Source organism: Pedobacter nyackensis (assembly GCF_032678475.1).
GTDB classification, from domain to species: domain Bacteria; phylum Bacteroidota; class Bacteroidia; order Sphingobacteriales; family Sphingobacteriaceae; genus Pedobacter; species Pedobacter nyackensis_A.
In genome coordinates, this window is the sequence record NZ_JAVTSF010000002.1 from 619,420 (window position 1) to 645,334 (window position 25,915).

14 protein-coding genes are annotated in these 25,915 nt (G+C 40.5%); 1 reads left to right on the plus strand and 13 read right to left on the minus strand.

The genetic code is table 11. From position 1 onward, the window contains the following. Positions 1-8: 8 nt before the first annotated feature. The 12 genes from R2Q84_RS10180 to purU form a co-directional block, all read right to left on the minus strand. Positions 9-1,433 carry a glycoside hydrolase family 125 protein gene (locus R2Q84_RS10180; protein WP_316816424.1) on the minus strand — a complete coding sequence of 475 codons (1,425 nt, stop codon included), beginning with the start codon at positions 1,431-1,433 and terminating at the stop codon, positions 9-11. Between the two features lie 30 nt (positions 1,434-1,463). Continuing rightward, positions 1,464-4,115 (minus strand): glycoside hydrolase family 2 protein, encoded by a 2,652-nt coding sequence (locus tag R2Q84_RS10185; RefSeq protein WP_316816425.1) that lies wholly within the window; start codon positions 4,113-4,115, stop codon positions 1,464-1,466. A 157-nt stretch (positions 4,116-4,272) separates the two neighbouring features. Beyond that, the gene (locus tag R2Q84_RS10190) at positions 4,273-6,177 is read right to left on the minus strand and encodes a SusD/RagB family nutrient-binding outer membrane lipoprotein (RefSeq protein WP_316816426.1); all 1,905 of its coding nucleotides are present in this window, start codon (positions 6,175-6,177) and stop codon (positions 4,273-4,275) included. A 43-nt stretch (positions 6,178-6,220) separates the two neighbouring features. Further along, positions 6,221-9,337 (minus strand): SusC/RagA family TonB-linked outer membrane protein, encoded by a 3,117-nt coding sequence (locus R2Q84_RS10195; protein ID WP_316816427.1) that lies wholly within the window; start codon positions 9,335-9,337, stop codon positions 6,221-6,223. A gap of 69 nt (positions 9,338-9,406) precedes the next feature. Then, positions 9,407-10,591: an ROK family protein gene (locus tag R2Q84_RS10200; protein ID WP_316816428.1), complete on the minus strand. Its 1,185-nt coding sequence runs from the start codon at positions 10,589-10,591 to the stop codon at positions 9,407-9,409. A gap of 339 nt (positions 10,592-10,930) precedes the next feature. Continuing rightward, positions 10,931-13,651 (minus strand): glycoside hydrolase family 3 N-terminal domain-containing protein, encoded by a 2,721-nt coding sequence (locus tag R2Q84_RS10205; RefSeq protein WP_316816429.1) that lies wholly within the window; start codon positions 13,649-13,651, stop codon positions 10,931-10,933. 28 nt (positions 13,652-13,679) lie between these two features. Continuing rightward, a complete protein-coding gene (locus R2Q84_RS10210) occupies positions 13,680-15,122 on the minus strand; it encodes an alpha-L-fucosidase (RefSeq protein WP_316816430.1) in 1,443 nt (480 codons plus the stop codon). A 77-nt stretch (positions 15,123-15,199) separates the two neighbouring features. Continuing rightward, entirely contained in the window at positions 15,200-15,637 is a 438-nt protein-coding gene (locus R2Q84_RS10215; RefSeq protein ID WP_316816431.1) for a hypothetical protein, read from the minus strand. Positions 15,638-15,777: 140 nt separating this feature from the next. Further along, positions 15,778-17,370 carry a SusD/RagB family nutrient-binding outer membrane lipoprotein gene (locus R2Q84_RS10220; RefSeq protein ID WP_316816432.1) on the minus strand — a complete coding sequence of 531 codons (1,593 nt, stop codon included), beginning with the start codon at positions 17,368-17,370 and terminating at the stop codon, positions 15,778-15,780. Positions 17,371-17,387: 17 nt separating this feature from the next. After that, entirely contained in the window at positions 17,388-20,765 is a 3,378-nt protein-coding gene (locus R2Q84_RS10225; RefSeq protein WP_316816433.1) for a SusC/RagA family TonB-linked outer membrane protein, read from the minus strand. Between the two features lie 107 nt (positions 20,766-20,872). Next, positions 20,873-22,057 carry an ROK family transcriptional regulator gene (locus tag R2Q84_RS10230; protein ID WP_316816434.1) on the minus strand — a complete coding sequence of 395 codons (1,185 nt, stop codon included), beginning with the start codon at positions 22,055-22,057 and terminating at the stop codon, positions 20,873-20,875. Between the two features lie 218 nt (positions 22,058-22,275). Further along, complete coding sequence (gene purU / locus R2Q84_RS10235) at positions 22,276-23,100, minus strand: formyltetrahydrofolate deformylase (RefSeq protein ID WP_316816435.1); 825 nt, start codon at positions 23,098-23,100, stop codon at positions 22,276-22,278. Positions 23,101-23,196: 96 nt separating this feature from the next. Between purU and R2Q84_RS10240 the strand changes: the two genes are divergently transcribed. Next, the gene (locus R2Q84_RS10240; RefSeq protein WP_316816436.1) at positions 23,197-24,156 is read left to right on the plus strand and encodes an EamA family transporter; all 960 of its coding nucleotides are present in this window, start codon (positions 23,197-23,199) and stop codon (positions 24,154-24,156) included. Here the strand turns inward: R2Q84_RS10240 and R2Q84_RS10245 are convergent. Next, positions 24,153-25,886, minus strand: coding sequence for a hypothetical protein (locus R2Q84_RS10245; protein WP_316816437.1), 1,734 nt, complete (start codon positions 25,884-25,886; stop codon positions 24,153-24,155). The two genes, R2Q84_RS10240 and R2Q84_RS10245, sit on opposite strands and share 4 nt — an antisense overlap. Positions 25,887-25,915 lie beyond the last annotated feature (29 nt).

The window sequence follows — 25,915 nt, forward strand, 5'->3', positions numbered from 1 at the left end:
TTTAACGCTTAACTTTTTAATAAGGAAGGATTTTCTTTAAACACCTTCCATAGTAATTCTCCGTAAATGGTATTTGCCCAGGCAAACCAGCTACGTGTAAATTTAGCGGGATCATCCTTCAGGAAAGATTCGTGCATAAAACCTGTACCTGCATGACTAGCTTTGAGCATTTGCAGGCAGTGTTTTATTTCTTGCGGATCGGTACTGGTCAAGCCTCTCGCTATGATACTTAGTGGCCAGATCATTTGATCTTTACCTACATGCGGGCCGCCAATACCTTCAAATTTCCCTCCTTTATAGTAGAATGGATTGCTGTCGGAAAGACAGAATCTTCTGGTATTCTGATAAACAGGATCTGAAACCGGCATAGCGTCGAGGTAAGGAAGTGCGAGGAGACTTGGTACATTGGCGTCGTCCATCAGGTAACGATTACCCATTCCGTCAACTTCGAAGGCATAGATTTCGCCAAACTCAGGGTGCTGATATTTCGCATATTTATCTAATCCTGCCTGTACTTCATCAGCAAGTGTCAGCAATGACTTAGCCAGTTCCGCGTCATTTCGCAATGCAGTTACCATTTCAGCAGCCTGCTTTAAGCTCACCACAGCAAAAAAGTTTGATGGAATTAAATAAGGGAAAATAGTAGCATCATCACTTGGTCTAAACATGGAGCAGATCATTCCTGTAGGTTTTACGGGAAAACCAAAGCCTTCCATTGGAAGTGTATCTGTAGGTTTTGCCGTTTCGCGCTGAAAATGATATGGGCCACGATCTGTTTTTCGCTGCTGTTCTTTAAAAGTTTGCAAGATCAGTCTGATTGACCTTTCCCATTCGGCATCAAAAGGCTTTTTATCTTTTGTTTTCACCCAATAAGCATGTGCCAGTCTAATCGCATAACACAATGAATCAATCTCCCATTTCCGTTCATGAACACCAGGTCTCATCTCGGTCATATCCGACTTCCATTCACTTTCCGTATTGCCATCTTTGAAAAAAGCATTGGCATAGGGATCTCTGATGATCAACTGCGCTTGTCTGTTAATGACACCTGCAATCAGCGTCGCCAGCTTTTGATCGTCATGCACAAAAGGCAGGTAAGGCCATACCTGTGCACAACTATCCCGCAACCACATGGCATCGATATCGCCAGTGATGACGTAAGTATCAGGGCGGCCGTTTACATTGCTGTGAAATACGGTTGTATCTAATGTATTTGGGAAACAGTTTTCAAACAACCAGGCTTGTTCCTTATCAGCAACTCCAGCTTTAAAGGCTTTAATTGCAGCTTCAACAGCTTTGCTACTAAATTTTCTTTCCGCCAGGGCGGGTCTTACAATTGGGAAATCAGCATTGTAAGCAAAAATATCAGAGGGATTATAAAGGAGTGCTGCCCCCATCAGCGCTGTGTTTTGTATAAAGTTTCTTCGTTTCATATTGGTCTTATAAATAGATACGTTAACCGATTAATTTAGATTGACACTCAATAGCTGCTTTTTCACATTCCAGCCGTATACTTCGATGCTTAAAGGCGTATTTCCTTGCTCAGGGAATTCTACAATTACAGTTTTTTCTTCACCAGGTAATACGCTGACGTAGTTATCAGAAAAGAATGACGGCAATATCCGTTCTCTGGTATTTGAATTGACCAGTGCAATGCGGTTAAAAAAAGCAAGGGTATTGGCAGGGTCGTTCTTTAACCTGACTTCGATTTTTCCTTGTGCGGTCCTTTTAGTGCTAACCTTTAAATCGGCTGATTTTAGCTCCTGCAAGCCAGTATATTTTCCATCTTGCCCCGGTAACCAGTATAAGTTTTCGCTCAATACCTGTTGATTTGCGTTTAACATTTTTAGTTCCACAAAAACACCTTTTTTGGCATTTATTTTCTTTAATGCCTCATTAAGAGAAAAAGTTCTTAACGCGGTTGAAACACCAATTTCAGAGAAGGCCTGAACCCGATGTTCCAATTTACCTTCCATATTGTAAATACTTGCCCGAACCATGGTATTGCGTGCTACGCTAAAACCGTTATTAACCAGGGTTACCATACTGTCAAGTGGATTCATCATGATATGTAAAGGTTCAGCACCTTTACGCGTACCATACAAACAAGCATTTACATCCAGATAATAATCATACATCTGTCCACGCATAGAAGTCCATGGGTTCTGCGTTTTCCAGATCATCATTCCTGTATACCAGTCCCACATATGTGATGAAAAACCTTCCATCAGGGAGCGGTACTGATCATAATTGACCAGCTGTGCTTTCATCGCAAAATCTTCCGCGTCCTTAGCCTTTCCGTAAGGATCTATGTGATGATCATAGGGGATATATTTGTGATAAGCCCATACAGAATCAGGTTCCTGTCCGTTTTGCGGAGCTATCATATTTTTTTCAGGGATAAAGCGTCGCAATGAAGCATAATCGCCCACGCCTACCGAGCCTACTTCAGAATTATAAGGCCAGGTTTTGTAAGACCAGAAGATCTTAGGGTCTTGTATAGTATAAGGCCCGTCTCCATTTCCACCGATAGAATTGTAAGACATATCGTTGGAATTAGAATAGTCAAAGAAATATCTTGTACCATCCAGTTCAGGCAGGATCTTTTCCTTTAAGGGGAATAGGATATCGTCTGGTGGCGTCATTTCGTTACCACCACACCAAAAGGCAAGCGATGCATGATTACGGATCATTTTGATCTGATCAGCCGCAGCAGTTAATACGAGCTGGTGATCATTAGGATATTGTCTGCGTGTCCACTGATCATCCTTCTTCAAAGGATCTTCCCATCTTCCATTACAATCGCCACTGAACCAGAAATCCTGAAATACCAGCATTCCGTATTTATCACATGCCTGGTAAAACTCAGGTCTTTCGATAATTGATCCTCCCCAGATACGGATCAGATTCAGGTTCATGTCGCGGTGAAAGCGAACTTCGGCGTCATAACGTTCATCGGTGAAGCGCAGCATCGCATCAGAAATGATCCAATTGCCTCCTTTTATAAAAATCTTTTGTCCGTTGACCAGGTTTTCGCGACTACGGGTTCTTTCGTTCCAGCGTGTGCTGATCTCTCTGACGCCAAACTGAACATTTTCTTTATCTATTGTTTTACCTGAGGCATCAACAAAGCTAAAGGCTATGTTATACAATGGATGTTCGCCATAACCACTTGGCCACCACAATTTCGGGTTCTTAAGTTCCAGGTCGGGCAGTTTAACTATTTTTTTTTCTCCGGCTTTTAAATGCACGGCTGTTTTAATCAGCTTACCTTCCAATGTATATTGTAAATAGCCGCTAACAGATTTATTTAAAGGATTCTCCATTTCGCATGAAGTCCGGATGATTGCAGGTTCCTGCGTACCTTCGGGCAAACGGATGCCTGGTACCAGGGTAATGACATGTGGATTTTGTAGGTTTACTCCTTTAGTTTTTTCTATAAACACTTTATCCCAGATTCCGGTGTTACGGTCTCTGATTGGTTGGATCCAGTCCCAACCTGCAGTATAAGGTGTCGTTAAGCCTTTGGCAATGGTTCCATCTCCTCCTTGTCCGCCATTTGGTTCTCCCGTAAAATCAGGTGGATAAACCAATACGGCCAACCTATTCTGTCCATTTGCCGCTAATAGTTTTGTAATGTTGTATTGCTGGCGTAAATGCATGCCTTCATGAGTTATGGCATTTACTTTTTTCCCATTCAGGAAAATTTCACATTTATAATTTACTCCTCTTAATTTTAACCAGATCTGCTCATCGCCCGTAGCGCTTTGTGTAAAAGATTTAACAAACCAGTAGGTATAATAAGCATTACCTGTGTTGTACACATCTTTGATAAGCTGGTTGTTCATCCCATAAAAAGGATCAGGAACTTTTTTGTTGTTCAATAAGGTGGTTAATACTGTTCCGGGAACGGTTGCCGGCATCCAGTTGGACAGCTCCTGTCCTGCTTTTGAAAGGACATCACCAGGAAGTGTAACCTCATTTAAAGGTTTACATTGCCATCCGGAGTTTAATTCATACTGATCCTGGGCAATCGACTGCTCATTGCCTAAAACAAAAAGCAGCATCAAGGTAAAACTTGTTTTTATTAGTCTATTTAATTTAGGATATTTCATTCAATCTCTGATATTTATGATCTAACTTCCAAAATACAATTTAGGAATAATAAAACCTTTTTATCTATATATTTTAGGAATAATCTTGTCGCATTTAAAATTATAACAGGAATGTTTTTTAGACATTCCTGTTACTATTATTATATGGATTAACCTTTTATTTTTTGGCCCACCAAAGCGGGGTCAATACAGCATCCGGACCACCTAACGCAGCTATCGCTTGTGCATAACCAGCTGCATTATTATCCCCTAATTTTGAAGGGTATCTTAAACGCTGAGGGAAGAATTTCACATTGCTGGTCATATAATTTGCAGTTGTTAAAGCAGGTAAATTAGGCAACACAGCCTCGATTGCTGGATTTTCGAAGAAAGGCAATCCTAGTCTTCTCTGATCACTCCATGCTTCTAAAGGCAACCATGGGGTCTGTGCAATAAACTTCTGCGTAATGATTTTGGTTAAACGGTCGTTTTTAACGGTACCATTTTTATATAAATCATTTTTCGGATACAATACCTGTGCAGTTCCTGTCGCGTTGGTATAGCCATTGATAAAATTCATCGTATGACTTGTACCTGGCTCTGTAGTATGATCCCAGCTTACTGAAGTACCTGTTCTACTAAAATCTGTAGAAGTAAGATAAGCAGCTAAGTGCGAAGTTACATCCCAATATTCGAAACTTGAGGCGATACCGGCTTCGTACGCAGCCTTTCCTGACATTGGAACTGTCCAGTTACGTTCTGCAGCCTCTGCAATCAGAAAATAAGATTCCCATGGCGCAAAGAAAATACGTTTACTTCTGCTCGCTCTAAACCGATTAGATAAACGAGGCATCGTTCCTTCATAAGCTCTCAATAAATTTCTGCTTCCTTTTACTTGCCAATCTCCTGTATTTGACGCATTCCAATTGTATTTTGCATCAATAGTCTTCACAACAACGTCATTTGCGCCCAACAAATTTCTTACGGTATTTTTAGCATTTAACGGCGAGTAAGAATTAAAGTCAGGATTGGTAAAATCACCAGGAATGATAAACGTCTTATATGCGCGAGGGTCGATACTATTTGGCAAACCATCAAACCAGTAACCTGCAGAAGGATTATTGGTCATAGTAGTAAAATGATCCTCCAGTTTCAAACCAATATAATCAGCAGGCTTAATGTAAGATTGAAATTCAAGTCCTAACTGGTCTGCACTTTTCACACCACCTAGGCCCAGGTAAAGGTTATTTAAAGTTGAGGAGATAAACTGTGGATTCCATTCACGGCTCATTACCCCGGTTAAAGAATTCCATCCTTCTTTTTCATCAACCTGAAAAGTTTCGTCGGTCGCTTTTATGTAATCTCCGGAAGCTACAGCATTCTCAAATTCAGACTTTGCCTTTGCTTCATCTACTTCCGACAATCTCATTGCTAAACGCATACGCATTGAATTGGCATATTTTTTCCATTTCGCATAATTGTATTTATAGGCAGGATCAAGTTTTGACAAACTTTCGGCAGGAACTGCAACCGTTAAATCTAATTTAGCACTGGCGTCCTTCAATTCAGCAAGCGCAAAATAATAGATTGTTTTTACGTCAGAGAAGTCTGGATTCACCCCTTGAAAAGAATTTACCGGCATTGGGCCAAAGTTATCTGACATTTCACTCATCAGATAAGCGCGCCATATTCTGGCTACTTGTATCAGGTTATTTGTATAAGCCTTTCCAGTGCCTTTTGCAGTTTGCTCATTTCCAACCTGGATGGCCGTGTTGGCTGCATTTAACCATGCCGAAATCTGATCATAGTAAGCGATAGTCCAGTCATCCGTATAAGAACCAGAGGAAATTCCACCGTTACTATGTTGATGTCCCGCAGTTTTCCAATAAAGGACAAAAGACCTCTCTGCCACATCTGGATTCATCTGTGCATCAGTAATTGATTTATTGATGAAATACTCTACCTGTACCTGATCCGGGCTTGCAGCGGTTGGATCGGTATTAATCTCCTCAAACTTTTTGCATGAAGCCAGCAATAAAGCTGTAGCGACAAACATGCTTGTTTTTTTTATTATCGTTTTCATTAACGTATATTTTTGGCAGTTTTACTCCCTGTATTAATAATTATTAGAAGCCTAATGTTAGGTTAAACAAAAATGTGCGGCTTGTCGGTGCACTACCATTTTCAAACCCTGTAGCAGTGGTATTGGTACTGTAAACTGATTCTGGATCTATCCCATCCATATCGCCTGTGATTAACCATGCATTATTGCATGACAAACCGATTTTAGCTCTTTGTATTGGGGTTTTACTTAAAAATTTAGTAGGCAGATCATAGCTCAACTGTACATTTCTCAAGCGAATATTAGTTGCATCGTAAATATTAGCCTCGCCAACACCTACGTTCCCATAAGCTGCAATCCAAGTATAATAACGTTCAGGACTAACCGATTTGGTGTTGAGTACGTAACCAGTTCCGTTTAAAACCACACCTTGTACAGTCATATTTTCTCTTAAACCGTTTGGTGCAGTAGCCGCAGCTGTACCATTTGCTCTCATACTCGCATTTGTTGCAGAGAAGATCTTTCCACCAAAACGCCCATCAATTTGAAACGACAAACCAAAACCTTTGTAAGCGAAACTGTTGGTAAAGCCTAACATGGCAGTAGCCTGCTGATTCCCCAATCTAACATCTTCTTCACCTCTGGTTGGCAAACCTTCTTCGTTTAACAACAACTGTCCAAAATATGGGCTCGATTTATCTGTAACCCTGGCAAATTTACTACCGTAAATCTCGCCGAACCGCTCACCGGTTTTTGCCCAGATTTTGAGGTCATCATAACCGCCAAGAGGATACCTTGAAATATCATTCGTTAGCGCTTCTACAGTATTGTTGTTTGTAGAATAGTTCAACATCATGTTCCAGTTAAGCCCTTTATTATTGTTCAACACTTTACCATCCAGCGTAATTTCGACTCCTTTATTCTGTATGTCGCCACCATTAATTTTCTTAGATTTATAACCACTTAATGGATCCATGGGAATATTAAGTAACTGACGGGTAGCATTCGATTTGTAATAGGCAGCATCAATACCCACGCGCCCATTTAAAAAGCGCATTTCCATACCAACTTCGAATGATTTAATCAACTCACTTCTTACAGAAGAATCAAACAACACATCATTTCTTGATGCCGTTGTGCCGTTATTCGGATCCTTATCTAATTTATAAACATTGTACAATTCGTAAGGTTCAAGATCATTACCTACTTGCGCATAAGATGCCCTCACCTTTCCATAGCTTAACCATGATGGCAAGGTTCCGCCAAGAGTATTAACCATTTCAGAAAAGACAAGAGATGTACTTACAGAAGGGTAAAAGTAAGACTGGTTAGCTTTAATTAAAGATGAAGACCAATCATTTCTAAACGTAGCGTCTACGAAGAAGTAACCATCCCAATTGATTTGTCCTGAACCATACACGGAATTAATCTTTTTACGTTTATCAGTTTCCGTAATACCCAATGCATCCTTTCCATTTTTCAAAGAAAAGAAATTAGGAACAACCAATTCTCCGGTGCTAAGATCAGCACCCAGCCTTCTTTGTGACATCAGGTTTCCACCTAGAGTCAATGATCCACCTAATTTACCGAATAAGTTATCTTTTTTAGCGATCCATAGTGTACTGAAATTGGTTTCAGAAAAAGTCGATCTGTCGATACTATATCTACCGTTATTAATGATAGGACTTCCATCATAGACTCTTGCATCTGCATTTGTCGTATACAAATCTGCTCCTCCTTTTACCTCAGCAGTTAACCAGCTATTGAACTTATAACTCAGGGACCCACTCATTAAAAAGCGATTTCTAATGTCCTGGTTAAGATTGTATTGCTTATTCCAATAAGGATTAACAAAACTACCTGGTGCATACCAAAGCATTTTCCCCTGATCATTAGTCGCTGCTTTAAAATCGCGAAGATCTAATGATCTTGGCAAGAAATAAATTGATCTGAAAACATTCTCACCTCTTGCACCTGATGATGGCCTGTTTTGCGCATTGGTATGACTATACTGAATTTTAGTATCCGTACTCCACCTATCATCTTTACCGAACTTAGTTACGGCTCTACCTGTAAAGTTATTTCTTGTCAATTTAAGTCCCGGAATCATACTTCCCTCATCAGCACGATTATAAGAGGTATACACCGATAATGACTTAAATTGTTGTTGAAATGAAATGTTGTTATTATAAGAAAGTCCAGTATTAAAATAATTACCAACATTATCATAGGCGGCCAATGGCGACATGCTGCCATCCCATTTTTTCACAGACTGGCCTTCAATTTTTGGCCCCCAGCTTCCTTCCTTAAGCGAATTGTAGCTACCTAGTTCTCCCTGGCCAAAAGAGTTTTGCATATCTGGATTTGTCAAGATAGTTTCTACACCAAAAGATGAAGAAACTGCTATTCCTAAACCTTTTTGCGCTTTACCAGATTTGGTGGTAATTAAAATCACACCATTTCCAGCTCTCGAGCCATAAAGTGCGGCCGCAGCAGGTCCTTTTAGTACAGACATGCTCTCAATGTCCTCTGCGCTAATATCAGCGAGACCATTCCCCATATCCAATGTAGGATTGTTGAAATCGTTATTCTTTGCCCCTGTAAAATTGTCCATTGGCACCCCATCAACAACAATAAGCGGCTGATTTGAATCTGAAGTTCTTAGTGAATTATTTCCCCTTAGGGTAATTCTTGAAGACCCGCCCGGGCCATTGCTAGAACGGGTAACCTGCAAGCCCGCCACCTTTCCTGAAAGCGCATTCACCAGATTAGGTTCTTTGGCTTCCACCAAAGTCTCTCCCTTAACCTCCTGAATGGCATATCCAACAGCTTTTTTCTCCTTCTTGATACCCAAAGCCGTAACAACAACTTCATTTAAGTTATTGTTTTCTTCCTTTAATATAATGTCAATAGTTGTTGAAGTGCCTACTATAACCTCTTGTGAGGTATAGCCAATGTAACGAAACACAAGAGCCTCTCCTTGTTTAGCAGAAATGGAATATTTTCCATTTGCATCGCTACTTACACCATTTTTTGTCCCTTTTACTGTAATGCTGACTGCAGGAATCGATGTTCCTGTCGCATCCTTCACTGTTCCCGAAATGTTCTTCTGAGCATAAGCTGCTATTGTTAATAGACTTAACAATAGCACACTTAAGCAACGGGAGTAAATCTCTCTCATGTTTATAAAATTTAGTATTGATTTGTAGTTAAATTAAATTTGATTTTGTACTGATTAGCAAGCAGTTTATTAGTCGAACTGACTATTTTCGATAACGAGATTTGCTGCTGCGAGTAACTCTGCATCTGCAGCAAGATCCGAAAGTATAATGGTAGTTTGATCTGCAATTCTTGGGATGCAATATTCATTCACAGCCTGTTGTATAGGAGGAAGCAATACCTTCCCGGCTATTGCCCCTCGGCCACTCAAAACAATGCACTCAGGATTCATGATATGTATGAGCGTAGCCAGTCCTTTTCCGATCAGAAAAGCCGCATCGGACAAAATAGAAACTGCCAGAGGATCCCGGTTTTTTGCCGCTTCCAGGAACGACTCTCCCACATTCTTGTTTTCATCTTTAAAAAGCTCCGTCATGCTTGTCGCGGCGCCATTTTTAATTTCTTCGGCTGCCCTTTGGGTCATCACCAACAATGAAGTCTCTACCTCCAAACATCCACGTTTGCCACAAGAGCAAAGATTATTAGTGTTAGAAAGTGGGATATGACTAAACTCCCCTGCATATCCGGTACTACCACGATAAAGTTCTCCGTTTACAATCATCCCCAGACCGGTTCCCCAACCAATATTGACAACCATTACATCATGCTTGCCTTGAGCTGCGCCAAAATTAAGTTCAGCAAGAGCGATTAAGCTTGAGTCGTTGTCCATAAAAACAGGAAGCCCCAACTTTTTGGAAATCAATTTCCCTAAATTTTTGCCGTCATTTGTTTGCAAATGGGAATGATTTATCCCATTCTCGACATCTATGAAGCCTGGCATTCCAATACCTATACCAAGTATTTTTTTCGTATCGATACCGGATGCATTGATATGGTGACCGATAAAAGAAATCAATTCATCGACTGCACCTTCATCACCAGGAAGAGCAAGTTCCAGAGTTTGAACAGGAAAAACAACATTCTGGGCAAGATCGTATATGACCATTCTGGTTGTAAATTGATCCATCGCCACGGAGACGATATACTTTTGCATTTCGGGATTAAGCAGGAACAAAGATGCTCTACGTCCACCCGTAGAAGCAGCTAAACCTTGCTCCACTATATATCCCTCAGTAACCAACCCGTTAACCAATTTAGTAACTAATGGTAAACTTTTATAAGTAAGCTTACTTAGCTCTGTAAGAGAAAGCGGATTTCTGTAATAAAGTTGTTTGATAATATCCGCTCTCAGAAGTTGGCCCTTTTCGATTGTCATAACTAATTTGGTCAGTCTACCGGGCAAACTTAAAAAAATAAATCAACACAATGCCGTCTCTTATTAAAAAATTTATTAAGTGAGGCTATGTTTATAAAATTTATTGACCCAAGAAACACAATTTTGGGTTATTTATTCTAATACGACCGTCGTATTTTTCATAAACAAACACCCTATCGCTCAGCACCAAACGTAAAAACCTTCACAAGTATCATAACTTTTTGCAGAAAAGATATTACAATTCATGGGCATAGTCATTAACCATACAAATTAACAAAGATATTACAATTGTTTCTTCATCAATTTATAGTTCTTCTACTAATTATTTTGTTTGTTGGATTAATTTACGACGGACAAAGTATCTTTCAATTGCAATTCACGGCTGGAAGAACCGATCATTATTCTGAAATCACCTGGTTCAATAACAGTTTCCATTTTGGCATTCAGCATTTCCAACATTTCTGGTGTAATTTCAAAAGATACCTGTTTCACTTCGCCGGCTTTGAGGTGAATTCTTTTAAAACCCTTAAGTTCTAAAACCGGCCTGGCGACGCTAGACAACATATCCCGGATGTATAGTTGAACGACCTCATCTCCATCATAACTTCCAATATTCTGTAGCGTAAAACTTGCTGTAACTTGTTCTGTTGAACCGATCTGACTTTTGCTCAGTTTTAAATCTCTGTAATCAAATTTGGTGTAGCTTAAACCAAAACCAAAAGGAAACAATGGTTCACCGCTTAAATTATTATAGTCATCTCCACGCCCTGTTGATTTGTGGTTATACACCAGAGGGAGCTGGGACTCATGAACAGGATATGTAATCGGTAAACGACCTGCCGGATTATAATCACCGAATAAAGTTTCTGCAACAGCGACACCACCTTCTTCACCTGGATACCAGATATTTAATACTGCCGAGGCTTCATCAAACCATTTGTCCATGGTAATAGCACTTCCCCCAACCAATAAAACGACCACAGGCTTCCCGGTTTTTTCCATAGCCTGGATCAGCTGCTCCTGATTACCTGGCAGGTTCAGATAGGCACGATCCAGGAATTCACCTTCTTTTATTCCCGCTGCAACAACAATTACATCCGCTGTTTCCGCCATTTTGATTGCTTCAGCCAATTCTTTATCCCGGTTATCTGGGACACCATAGTTCCAGATTAGCTTGATATACCCATTTCCTTTAGACTCTTTGAATTCTACACGTACCTCATAAGATTTATCCTGATCAAAACTGAAAGGCACCAAATGTGTATGATAAGATCTTTTCTCCCACTGATCGATCAACAGTTTACCATCAATATAAAGACGATAACCATCATTTCCCTCCAGGCCAACCTGATAAGTTCCTGATTTTGGCGCATGAATACTACCGGTCCATCTCACAGAATACTGATCTCTGGCCAACAGCTTATCTGGCGCATAAAGCGTCCACATAAAATCGATGTTTTTATCTACCCTGTTTAATACAGGCTCACCTGACAGCGAAAGGTTATTAAAATATGCCCCCGTCAAACCATTTGAAGTCCCTGATTTTAAAAACTCATGCTTTACAGGTGTAAATAAAACCGGCTCCCTGCTGCTCCCCTTACTGTATTGTATTTTAATTTCATTACCAGCACGTCTTTTCAAGCCTTCAAAGATATTCACCTTCTGGTTACCCGTTCCGCTATAGCCACCCAACCTGGCCTCAAGTGCATCCTCGCCCAGTAGTAATATATTTTTCACATTCTTTAGTGGTAAAACCGACCGCTGATTTTTTAATAATACAAACGAACTTAAAGCCGCTTCCTTCGCCACTGCTTTACCACTTTTATCATTTAAAGATGCTTTCGCTTCTTTTTCGGAGACGTACGGATTCTCAAAGAGACCTAACTCGAACTTTGCGCGTAACACCCTTGAAACGGCATCATCTATTCTTTCTTGTGCAATTGATCCATCCAGAAAGGGAGGAATAAATAATTTATAATGATCGTGTTCTATCTGAAAGATCACATCCAGACCAGCAGTAATCGCCTGCTTTGTGGCATCAGCATATCCACTGGCGGTATAGTGTAGTACATTTCCACCACCTACAGCACCAGCATCAGAAATGACGAATCCTTTAAAGCCCCAGTCCTCTTTTAACTTCTGGGTCAGCAACCAGTGATTGGAAGTTGCCGGAGTACCATCTATAGAATTATAAGCTGTCATTAACGACCTGCTTTTCCCTTGCTGTATGGCTGCTTTAAAAGGGGGGAAATGGATTTCTTCTAGTTGGCGATGATTAAAGCTTATCGGATAGCTGTCGCGTCCGCCATCACCCACATTTGCTACAAAATGTTTAGGTGTTGTGATGATGTTACGGGATTCAAAAGCATTTACAAAAGCCAGTCCCATTTGAGTGCTCAAAAAGGGATCTTCACCATAAGTTTCTTCTGTTCTTCCCCATCGCACATCTGAAGCTATGTTTATAACCGGTGTTAAAATATCTCTTATGCCTCTCGATTTGGCCTCATAGGCTATGGCATCTGCCACTTTAGTCATCATTCCAGTATCAAAACTAGCTGCCAGACCGATAGCCTGCGGAAAGGCCGTGGCTTCTTGTCTGACTAACCCATGAAGGGCTTCATCGAAGGCAATAATTGGAATACCCAATCTGGTTTCCTTCAAAAAATATCTTTGTATGGTATTTATTTTCTTGGCCAGCGTATAGGCGTTTTCCTGTGTTTTGCTATAACTGAGCATTTGTCCAGCCTCTCCTCCGCCCTGGGACGCAGCTCCTATTTGCAAACCAAAAATACCATTTTTGTATAGGTTTTTATTTACTCCGTCGAGGTCGCCCGGGATCATAAAAAGTTGCCAGAACTTTTCTTCTGGTGTCATTCTCGACAATAAATCCTTTACACGAGCTTCAATATCGGCTTTAGGATTTTTGTAAAGCGCATTTTCTAATTTATTATCGGACTTCGATTTTGTCTTAATTTGTCCAAAGGCACTAATGGTGAGCATAACAGCACCCACCGAAACAAGGAACCGCACAACACCAATCTTTATGGCTACATACTTCATTTATTGTAATTTAATAGGTATTTATAGATTAACCTGCAGGAGTAAACTCAAAAGCCAATGCAATGTTACCTTCATTTTTAGAAACAGCAGCAGGTAAGTCAATGGAGATTTTGCCATTCAGTTCTTTCCATTTCATTTTTTTACCTGTACCAATCAAGGTGATAGAAGTCCCTTTTTTAGGCGAATTTCCAGTCCAGCTGATTGTGTTTGACATTTTCTCTCCTTCAACCGGGCAATAGATTGCATAACGAGTCCTGCCATCTTTACTTTGCGTAAACCAGGTATTACCATCGTGATAGCTTTTGGTAATTCTTGTACCGTAAATTGCCTTTCCGTTTACATTTACCCATTTCCCAATCTCCTCCAGGCGAGTGGTTACTTCCTGAGGAAATGTCCCGTCTGGTTTAGGGCCTACACCGAGCAACAAACTTCCTCCTTTTGCCGTAACTTCAACCAGCGTATGGATTACTTTTGCGGCTGACTTATATTGATCATTAGGGACAAAACCCCATGCACCACCTAATGTCATACAACTTTCCCATGGATTAGCCAGCTGTTTTTCAGGGACCCGCTGCTCCGGGGTCTGATAATTCTCGTAAGGCCCATGTACCGTTCTGTCGACCACCAACAGTCCAGGCTGTGCCTTGCGGGCCATGCCGGCAATTTTTGGCATATCAATATCCTGGTCCCAGGCCGGAATAGCAGCTCCCCATGCCCTAACTTCATCATTTACGGTTGATAAAGGTCTTACCCATCCCCCGTCTAACCAAAGAATATCAACTGAGCCATAATTATGCATCAGTTCGCCAATCTGGTTAAAGGTATATTGCTTGAACATGTTCCATCTCCAGGGATTTTTCCTAATGTCATAATTGTTATTCCTGTCGGCAGTGGCATATTTAGACCACCAGTAATATTGCGAATGCCAATCTGGTTTAGAAAAATAGGCACCGATCATAAAATCTTCTTTACGGAAGGCATCAAAAACATATTTGGCTACATCTGCTTTAGGGTTTGCCGCAAACGGTCCTTTTGCTATACTAAAATCAGATTCTTTGGTATCAAACATGGCAAAGCCATCGTGATGTTTTGTGGTAAAAACCAGGTACTTCATACCCGCAGCTTTACCTGCCTTCGCCCACTGATCAGGATTAAAATTTACGGGATTAAAATCTTTACTTTGATCGAAGTACCACTTTTTATAATCTTCATAAGTAGTGGTACTGTCTCTGGATATCCAGTCTTCATTGCAAATTGACCAGGACTCTATGATGCCAGGCACAGCATAAATCCCCCAATGAATAATCATACCAAATTTCTGGTCTTGCCATTTATCCAGTTTTTGTCGAACGAGCGGGTCTTTGGGCCATTCGTATACTTCCGATTGTCCATGTACATTAGGTTGTGCCTGTGTACTTTTAAATGTTCCGCAAAGGATTAGCGCGATGATGAAAGTTGAATATAGTTTCATTGTAGGAATTTTATGAATAAGGGTACCCTTACATGTATAAAGGTACCCTTATAATTATTGAATTAAAAAAATATAGTTTAATAAAAAGATACACTCACATTAAAAGGGTAGCTTACTCCTGTAAATTTACAGCCCCATGGTCCCATAGAACTATTGGCTTGGGTTGTACTTATCCCACCACTGGTTAGTGTTGTATAAGCATAACTGGCACCAAACTGATATACTTCTATATCAACAGAACCATCATTAATTGTTGCGACTTGTGTTCCGCTTGAGCTGGTAAAATTGTAACTCCACGAGGACGTTGCTCCTCTGATGATTACGAGTCTTACACCTGTAAATGATCCTGGGACAGATACATTGAATGAATAAGAAGTTGGCGCTTTTGTTTTCGCTGCTGTGTTTAAGGAAAATGCTGGTGCTTTTTCTGTCAACGGTTTTACATTTGTGAAGCTCGAAAAAGCTGTCACCGCCAATGCTGCCATAAGTGTAATGGCCATAGTTTTTGTTTTCATACAAGGTTGTTTTAAGGTTTATTAATTAGATTTTATTAATTACTCTTTTTAAAATCAATCCCCCAACACACAATTAAAGAGGGCGTATCGCAAATCATGATCGCCCTCTTTACACTAAAACTCTTCAAATCCTACCTGCACTATTTTGCCCACCACACTTTTGTATTCTGCCATGCCTGCCCACCAACACCATTTGTAACTGCCCTTAAGTTAGCTCCGTTAAAGTTTTTTTCATTATCCGGATAATCCAGTCTCTTATAGGTGGCAAAGTTAGCCTCATAATATGCTGCGTTCACCGTTTCCATTGGCGTTGCTTGTGTTCTTCTCAATAAAGCCCATGCCTCATAAGGTTGTCTGAAATTATCTAGCCATAACTGCGCATAAATTAGTTTTGTAGCTACACCTTCACTTGCACCAACAGGAAAAGCCACCTTAGGGTTTGTCGTAATCCAGGTAAGCTGGGCTGGCGTAGGCAAAGCAGTGGGCTTATTTACAACCCATAACGTAGCATCCATGGCTACTTTCGTCCAGAAATTTACCGATTTTCTGATTCCATTCTCATATTCCGTTTTCGCATTTGCCATATTAGCGGCGTTACCGTCCATCCCTCTTGCATATACTTCGGCTCTTAAGAAGTTAACCTCGGCGGCAGTAATGATCAGTTCCGGGATCGTATTCATATCCCTTCCTAAATAATGGTTCACGTTTGAGTAAGTGTTCGATGCCCCTTTATCATTCCAGTTAGCATCCCGTTTTGATCTGTTATACGGATCACCTCCATCATTTACGCTTGACTCAGTAGGATTCTGCTCTCTTGGTACCCATTGATTCGACACATTGGTTTCAAAAAAGAGTTTAGCCCTCTGGTCAAAGATTCCGCTTCCATCAGGATTATTATTATTAGAAAGCAAGTTCCAGGCTGTAGTACCCATACGATATTTGGCTCCGCTATGTGCCCATTCCCTTCCTTCCAGTGTAAGCGATAATCTGGATGGCCAGATGCCCATATCTTCACCTTCAGCAAGTAAAGGCAATGCCATCACTTCCCTGATATGCGCCTGAGCGATGGTCTTATTCACATCATACATTCTAATAGCATAACGCAAGCGCAATGAATTTGCGAATTTTTTCCATTTGGTGATATCACCATTCAGAAAAGTTTCAGAGGTTCCGAGGCTTACCTGGTCCGAATTTGTAGATAAAGCAGCAGATGAGGATTTTAAATCATCCAGTAAAGATTCATAAATTACCTTCTGACTGTCAAACTTAACTTTATAATTTGCACTACCACTTACGGCGTTGCCAGCGTCAAAATAGGGCATATCTCCAAAAATATCTGTTACCTTAAACGTTTTATAAGCGCGCAAGATTCGTAGCATCGCTTGTATATTGGTCATCTTCGATTTGTCAACAGATTCTTCAATCATCTTATCCGCTAACCTCATATTAATTAGGGTCCGGTAATAGTTCTTCCAGATATCATCTGAGGCGGCGCTCATTCTATAACCTGTTGTTCCGACAATGGCAGCCTGCTGTGTGATCGGATAGATCCAGGAATTACCTACCGACTGCTCATTCCAGGTCAACACAAGGTCTTTTACAACTCCATTGTATATCGTCTTTAAGTCTGCGCTAGTAGCCTTTTCCCAAGGCTTATTAACTTCTTCGAACCCTTTTTTACAAGAGCTGAAAATAAGCATTACGGATAATGCTGTATAAAATATCTTTTTCATGTTCTTAACTTGCTAAATTAAAAGGATACATTAACACTAAAACCAAAGGAACGTACACCAGGCAACGCTCCAAACTCAATACCCTGAGCATTACCAATCCCGTTAATGGCTTCCGGATTCAAACGGTCTGGCAGAGAGGTGTAAATATAGAACAGATCACGTCCTACTAACGACAAGCTCAGGTTCTGAACAAATTTCGATTTTTGGATCATTTGTTTAGGCACCTGATAAGTTAAGCGTAATTCTCTTAATTTTATCCATGAGTTTTCTAATATAGCCGCACTGCGTGGCATATTGATATCAGTCCAGGCAGAATAAACGCCTGCATACTTCCACATATAATTCACCACATCTGTGTTTTTAGTTCCATCAGCAAAAACACCGTCCAGGATAACCCCATGATTGGCCTTACTTCCATCAGGGTAGGTATAAGGAAGACCTCCTCCATCACGTTCCAGCAAAGTAGCAGGGGCCAATCCATTACCCATTGCTGTTGAATAACTACCACTCCAGATATCACCACCCCATTTGAAATCAGCCAAAGCATATAAAGAGAAGTTTTTATAACGGAAATTTGTCCCTAAGCCACCTGTTAACTTCGCAACCGCATTACCAATTGGAACCTGCTCTGGAGTCACTACATAACGTGTTCCCACCGTATTACCACTTACATCTTTAATCTTTTCTACCACACGCTGTCCATTTTTATAGGTATAATCCGTTCCATAAATGGTTCCATAATTTTCTCCTACTTTCACTTTCATCCTTACCCCATTGTTACCAAATATATCGTTCAGGTTATATTCATCAACTCCATCCCCCAGATTAATCAGTTTATTCTGGTTATGTGCACCGTTCAAGGTCAGGTCCCAACTAAAATCATCTTGTCTAACTACTGTTCCTCTCAAGGTAAACTCGTAACCTTTATTTTCCAGTTCTCCCACATTTGTGATTACGGTTGAAACGCCTGAAGACGGTGCAATACCCAGTTTTAGAATTTGAGAGGTAGATTTTACTTTATAGTAAGTAAAAGTCAGACCAAGGCGATTTTTTAAAAATGACAAATCCACACCTCCCTCATAAGATTTAGACCTTTGCGGTCTTAAAAGATCTAAAGGTAACAAATCCTCAGGAGTAGCCCTTGTAGACAAGCCTCCAAATATACTTGAGTCGTATACATTAGTAGTCATAAATGGCTCCGCTCCGGTTGCAGTGCCAGCATAAGCCAATCTTAACTTACCATAGTCCAACCAGTTTTTCATATTACCCAGCTTCAAATGTTCCGTAAACACATAACTTAATGATGCAGCCGGATAAAAATAACTGTTTGTCTTAGACGGCAAGGTAGATGACCAGTCATTACGCCCTGTTAATTCTAAAAATAAGAAGTTGTTATAAGATACATTGGCTATACCAAACATAGAATTGATCTTTTGTCTGAACCTTTGCTCTTTCGGTTGTATATCAGAGGCATTAACAAGAGGCTTATTGATATTTTGCAGAAAATACTGAAAAGGAATATTGAACGGACCGTCATTCCATCCCTGGATTGCCCTACTATCCGTAGACCATGAACTACCCCCAACGGAGAAACTGGTGTTAAACTTACTACCTAAAAAATTATCTTTATGAGCAGTTAACAGGAATTCAAGATTTCGGTCTGTAGTTTTATACAATTCGTGACCATATTTACCACCCTCTACACCTGCAATATCAATCGGCTTGTATTTCTTTTCCATTTCATCAGAGCCGAAATTTACGGAGGCCCTTCCCATTACTGATAACCAATCTGTCAGATCTCCTGAGATCTTAGCAGTACCCAATAACTGATCATGGTTAAGCGTAGTGTTTTGCTGATATAATTTCCAGTACATTTCACTTCCATAACCACCATAAGGATAGCTCATAGGGTAATTTGTACCATCAAGTCTATGTTTAGTACCATCTGGATTGATGTACAGCGATTGTTCTAAATTCTGATAATCCCTGGACATCCCGTAAGTACTGAACTTACCCCAGGAATCATCCGCATTACCAATTGTTGGCGAATTCAACCTATTGTAATTGATATAACTACCCGTAACTTCCGCATTGAATTTTTTCGATACTTTAATGTTCCCGCCAAAATTTAATGTATTGTTTGAAAAATCACTGTTGTTCACAATTGCTTTATTGTCTTGCCTCGAATAAGAAACCCTTAGACTTCCAAGATCATTTGCTCCGGAAATAGAAACATTATGTGATCTGGTATTTCCTGTTCTGTAATAAGTAGATAAGTTATCTGGTTGAGGAGAGTAAGCTCTCATTGTGCCATCCCACCAGCGGATCATCTGACCTTCCATTTTCGCTCCCCATGAAGCACCCGTCCCGTACCAGCTAAAAGCACCCCAGCTGTTTAATCCACCCGGGATTGGGCCATGACTTAGGTATTTTTCGTTTGCACCCGTTAAACCAGAACCAGTCCAGGGGGCTTCAGCAGGATAACGGTCCACGCCATCAGCACCTTTTGGCAGGGTTTTAACCGCACTGTATAAACCGATCGCACCTCCATAACCATAAGTATTCTGCATATCCTGATAACGGTACGGATCATTTGAACGAAAATTATACGAATAATCTATCCCTAAACCATCTTTCATTTTTCCCTTTTTGGTGGTGATCAGGATTACCCCATTTCCACCTCTCGCTCCATATAAAGCTGCAGCTGTTGGGCCCTTTAATACGTTTACATCTTCGATATCTTCAGGATTTAAAAAGTTCAGTACAGTTCCCCAATCTTTATAAGTTGTCGTGCTATTGATATCATTGTCTTTACTGTTCACCTGTGTGTTATCCAAAGGCATTCCGTCAATTACGTATAAAGGCTGATTACTGCCTCCTATTGAGGTATTACCACGGATTACAACACGTTGCGATCCGCCTTCGATTCCGTTGGACTGACTTACGTTTAAGCCAGAAACTTTCCCCATCAATCCGGTTGAAAGGGTTGGCGCATTACCCTTAACAAGGTCGTCGCCCACAACTTTCTGAACAGAATATCCAATGGATTTGGCTTCTCGCTTCACACCGAGGGCTGTTACCACCACATCAGTAAGCATATTTTCTTCTTGAGTCAACGTTGCATTCACCACACTTTTATTACCAACTACTATCTCCTGACGCACATATCCCACCGCGGTAAAAACAAGTATTTGAGAATCAGATGCCGAAATAGAGAATTTCCCCAAGGCATCGGTTTGGGTTACTTTTTGTGTTCCTTTTACAGAAATACTAACGCCAGGCATGGGGCCTGATTCGTCGCGCACCGTTCCGGTAACGGTTTTTTGTGCATAAGCTGCCATCGTCGAGAAGACTAATAAAAGCATGCTTAAGTACTTTAAGTACATTTTTTTCATGTTCTTGGAATTTAGTTTAGTTAATGTTTAGTTAATTAGTTTTGAAAAATGGCATTCGTTTTTTTTACTTCATAAATGATGGGTTATATGATAAATTATTTTTTATGCTAATCGAACTGACTATTTTCTATCACGAGATTTGCTGCCGCGAGTAACTCTGCATCTGCAGCAAGTTTTGAAAGGACTATAGTCGTTTGATCTGCAATTCTTGGTATACAAAATTCATTAACCGCCTGTTGTATAGGAGGAAGCAATACTTTTCCGGCAATCGCCCCCCTGCCACTCAACACAATGCACTCAGGGTTCATGATATGAATAAGCGTAGCCAGTCCCTTTCCGATCAAAAAAGAAGCGTCAGACAAAATAGATACCGCCAATGGATCCCGGTTCTTTGCTGCTTCCAAAAATGATTCTCCCACATTCTTGTCTTCATCTTTAAAAAGCTCAGTCATGCTGGTCGCAGCGCCATTTTTAATTTCTTCGGTTGCCCTTTGGGTCATAACCAGCAATGAGGTTTCTACTTCCAGGCAGCCACGCTTACCACAGGAACAAAGGTTATTGGTATTGGAAAGTGGGATATGACTAAACTCCCCGGCATAACCGGTACTGCCGCGATACAGCTCTCCGTTTACTATAATTCCCAAACCCGTTCCCCATCCCACATTAACCACCATTACATCCCGCTTTCCTTGCGCTGCGCCAAAATTCAGTTCGGCAAGGGCGATCAAGCTTGAATCATTATCCATAAAGACCGGAAGGCCTAATTTTCTGGAAATAAATTTCCCTAAATGTTTGCCTTCATTTATTTTCAAATGAGAATGATCTACACCATTCTCTACATCTATAAAACCAGGTATGCCAATGCCTATCCCTAACAATTTTTTAGTATCGATACCTGATGCGTTGATATGATGACCAATAAAAGAAATCAATTCATCAACTGCATCTGCAGCGCCCGGAAGGGCAAGCTCAAGGGTTTGAACAGGAAAAACTATATTCTGGGCAAGATCATAGATGACCATTCTGGTTGTAAACTGATCCATTGCCACCGAAACGATATACTTTTGCATTTCAGGATTAAGCAGGAACAAAGACGCTCTACGTCCGCCTGTAGACGCTGCCAGGCCTTGCTCAACAATATACCCCTCAGCAACTAACCCATTAACCAGTTTAGTCACCAATGGTAAACTTTTATGAGTGAGCTTACTTATCTCTGTAAGAGAAAGCGGGTTTTTATAATAAAGTTGTTTGATAATATCCGCTCTCAAAAGTTGGCCTTTTTCGATTGTCATAGCTTATTTGGTTAGTCTCTTAAACAAACTTAATAAATAAAAACAATACTTCATATATCTTTATAAAAAAATTATTAAGTATTGGAATGTTTATAAAGTTTAGTCTAACTAAAAAGCTATGAAAAGCCGCGTTTCCAATGCAAAAAGCTAGTTTACAGGCTACGTATCAAGCCTTTAAAAGAAATAAAAAATATAAAAAAATGCTTGATTCAGGCCGGTTATTCGAATACAACGGTCTTATTTTTATGCACAAATACCCTATCGTTAAACACCAAACGTAAGGCTTTTGCCAGAACGGCCGTTTCAATTTCCTGCCCGGATTTCACCATATCCGCAGCAGTAAAAGAGTGGTTTACAGGGATGATCTGCTGCGCAATAATTGGGCCTTCATCCAGATCATCGGTTACAAAATGGGCCGTAGCCCCAATCAATTTCACGCCTCTTTCAAAAGCTTGTTTATAAGGGCTGGCGCCTGCGAACGCAGGTAAAAAAGAATGGTGGATATTAATTACTTTACTACGGAAATTAGCGACAAATTCAGGAGAAAGTATCCTCATAAATTTAGCAAGAACTACGTAATCAGGTTCATATAATTTTATCTTATTAATGATTTCACGTTCTGAGAGCTCCTTATCTTCATGATAAGGAATCAGGAAGAACGGAATATCAAAGCGTTTACAGATCTGCGCTAACACTGCATGGTTTCCAATCACACAGAGCACATTTGCACCTAACGTTCCAAAACTATTCCGTATTAATATATCTGCCAGGCAATGATATTCTTTGGTCACCATAACCACGATTTTCTTGTCCGGAACTGGATTGACATGAACTATCGCAGCTTCGGGTAAAATTTGCTGCATCCGCTCTTTTAAAATCAATTCATCTGCTGTTCCGTCGACTTCAAGACGCATAAAAAAGCGGTTTTCTGCTTTATCTACATGCTCCCGCATAGAAATGATATTCAATTTTGCTTCTGATAAAATTCTCGAAATATCTGCAACCAGGCCCACCTGGTCTTTGCACTGAATAATGATGATCATTTAGATGTAACTATTAATAAAAAAGCAAGATAACAATATCTGCAATATGATATTAATACTAATTTTGAAATCTAACTTCTCTTAATAAAAAACAATATGCCGGCACACTTAAACAGAAAAGCTTCCCCAGTAATGGTTATTCTTGCCTTTGCTATTGTTTATGTGGTATGGGGATCAACTTATTTCTTTATTCAAAAGGCCCTGGCGGGCTTTCCTCCGTTTATTCTTGGTGCTTTCCGTTTTCTGGCTGCCGGTGTCTTGCTGATCACATGGTGCGCTATAAAAGGAGAAAAACTATTTGATAAAAAAAGCATCAAACATGCTGTAATCGGTGGCGTTCTGATGTTGGGTGTCGGAAATGGATTGGTGATATGGGTGGAACAATTTACACCTAGTGGACTTGTGGCGATCCTGGTTTCCTCTGCCGCTATGTGGTTTGTGATCCTGGATAAACCTAAATGGAAAGAGAATCTAAAAAGTACCTCTACTGTTGCCGGCCTGATCATTGGATTTATTGGTGTTATCCTGCTGTTTGCGGAACAAATGATGCAAACCATGAACAACACCGAAAATGGGAACCAGTTACTGGGAATAATTTTATTATTGCTGGCCCCTATAGGCTGGGCCGCAGGCTCATTATACTCAAAGTACAATTCCGACAATAAGGTTTCTGTTTCTGTAAGTACTTCCTGGCAGATGCTCGCAGCCGGCCTGGCTTTTATTCCGGGTGTCCTGATCACTGCTGAATTTAAGCATTTCGACCGGCACAATGTATCTATCGATGCATGGCTATCTGTAGGATACCTAATCCTTTTTGGATCTATTTTGGCATTTAGCGCCTATGTGTGGTTGCTGACTGTTCGTCCGGCCACACAGGTCAGTACTTATGCTTATGTTAATCCGGTTGTTGCCGTACTATTGAGTATACTTTTTACCAGCGAAAGGGTTACCTTTATTCAAATTATTGGGTTAATTGTGATACTAGGCAGTGTCTTGTTAATCAACCTTGCCAAATACAGGAAAGAAAACCGTGTCAAAAAAACCGCTACTTATTAGAGATAGGAAGAATTATAATCTACCACCACACCATCAATCAGCATCTGCTTACCGATCCGCTCTACTTTTTTTCCAGAAGGAACGCAAACCAAAACTACAGATTGTTGCGCCGGAATATTCACTTTAGCACCTCTGGATAAATTACGGGCGACAAAACGTTGTGCGACCACATCATAAAGATCTGTTTTCCCTTTAGTATCAGCAGGTAATTTAAACAGAATTGTTTTAACAGTTTTATAAGGGTTATAAAATAAATAAGTCGGATATGCCTTTTGATGATAAAAATCTGTAGCCAATAGGTCAAGTCCAAGAATCCCTTTAATTTCCGTTTCTTTCACAATCCCGCCAAAAATACCGGCATGCGCACTTCCGTATACGCTAAACTGTGAGACTTCAGGATTTTCACCGGGTACCCACTTGGGCCCGTCACCCTGCGCAACAGGTGCTTTTAGGGATTGATATAAAGTATCAAAAGTAGAAGCTTTTGCAAATCCTTCGTAAGCAATCACACCTTTGGTAACTGCAGCCAATTCAGGTATAGTCTGATGTGATGCGGGCATATATTGCGGATAAAATAACCTTGAGGCATTGACTGCATTCAACATCCATTTCCCGATAGCCGTAGCATATTCCGGTTGATACCTTACCAGCGGTACCAATGGCCACGCTGCATCGAAAGTATTCATTAAAAAAGCATAGCCTCCGTGGTCAACTGTACTACCTACCGTACCTGAAATATCAAACCCGTTCCAATTCCCCACTAAAAAGCCCCAGCCTTCCCTGCATACTGCAGTGCCGTCAAAAGTCCAGTCCAGCATTTTAGCCAGGTTGAAAGACGTACCTTGTTCTGCATTCATCCTGGCTGCCAGATATGCTCCAAAAGGCATCAACAATTCATACGTAGGATTAATTTCCTGACTTTCCAGCGCTTTCATGGCAGAGATCGCCCCCTTCAAATAGCGTGGATCCCCAAATTTTTTATATGCTGAATACAATACGTAAGCATGTCCCGCAGCCGCGTCGGGTTGTGCACAGATCTGTGTCGACATAGGTTTCATCTTTCCATAATCAAAATAGGAATAGTGATAATTACCGTTCAGGACAGAGTCTGCTTTGTAAAACTGGTCGGCAATACGTCTTGCCAGTCTTTCAAAATCAGGCTCTGAAGGATATTGATCATACACGGCATAGAACAAAACGTTTGGATACACGTCATACCACCAATCACGTCCATAGCCTCCCCCAAGCAAAGCCACTTCCGGGGCAGTATTGTTCATCATAATATCCCAGCCTGTGTCCTTATTGAAATAGTTTTTTAACATACCTACATAATTCAAGCCCTGCTGGTTACTCTTATCCAGGCCTACCAAACTGGCCCCTAAAACAGATCCCATGTTAGCCAGCGCTTCATGAAACATACCTTTATTGTGTTGCAGTCCCTGTCTTACATCACCCACAGCAGTGTACATACCCAGCACCGGCTGATTAAAATTTTTACCCGTACTATCCATCCAAACCATAGGCCAATACTTACCTTCGGCTTTAAAATCGTACACGGTACGATCAAAATTAAGTGCCATTTGCTTCCAATCTATGATTTGTAGTGGTTTGGGTAAGTCAGCCATTCCATTTACCCGGTTAATATCGACTTGTTTAACCTGTGCAAAACAAAAGGTAGCTAAGCATAAAGAGAGTAGTATAAATCGTGCAATCAGTTTAAATTTCATCATATGGTTCATCTAAATATATCAAAAATTGG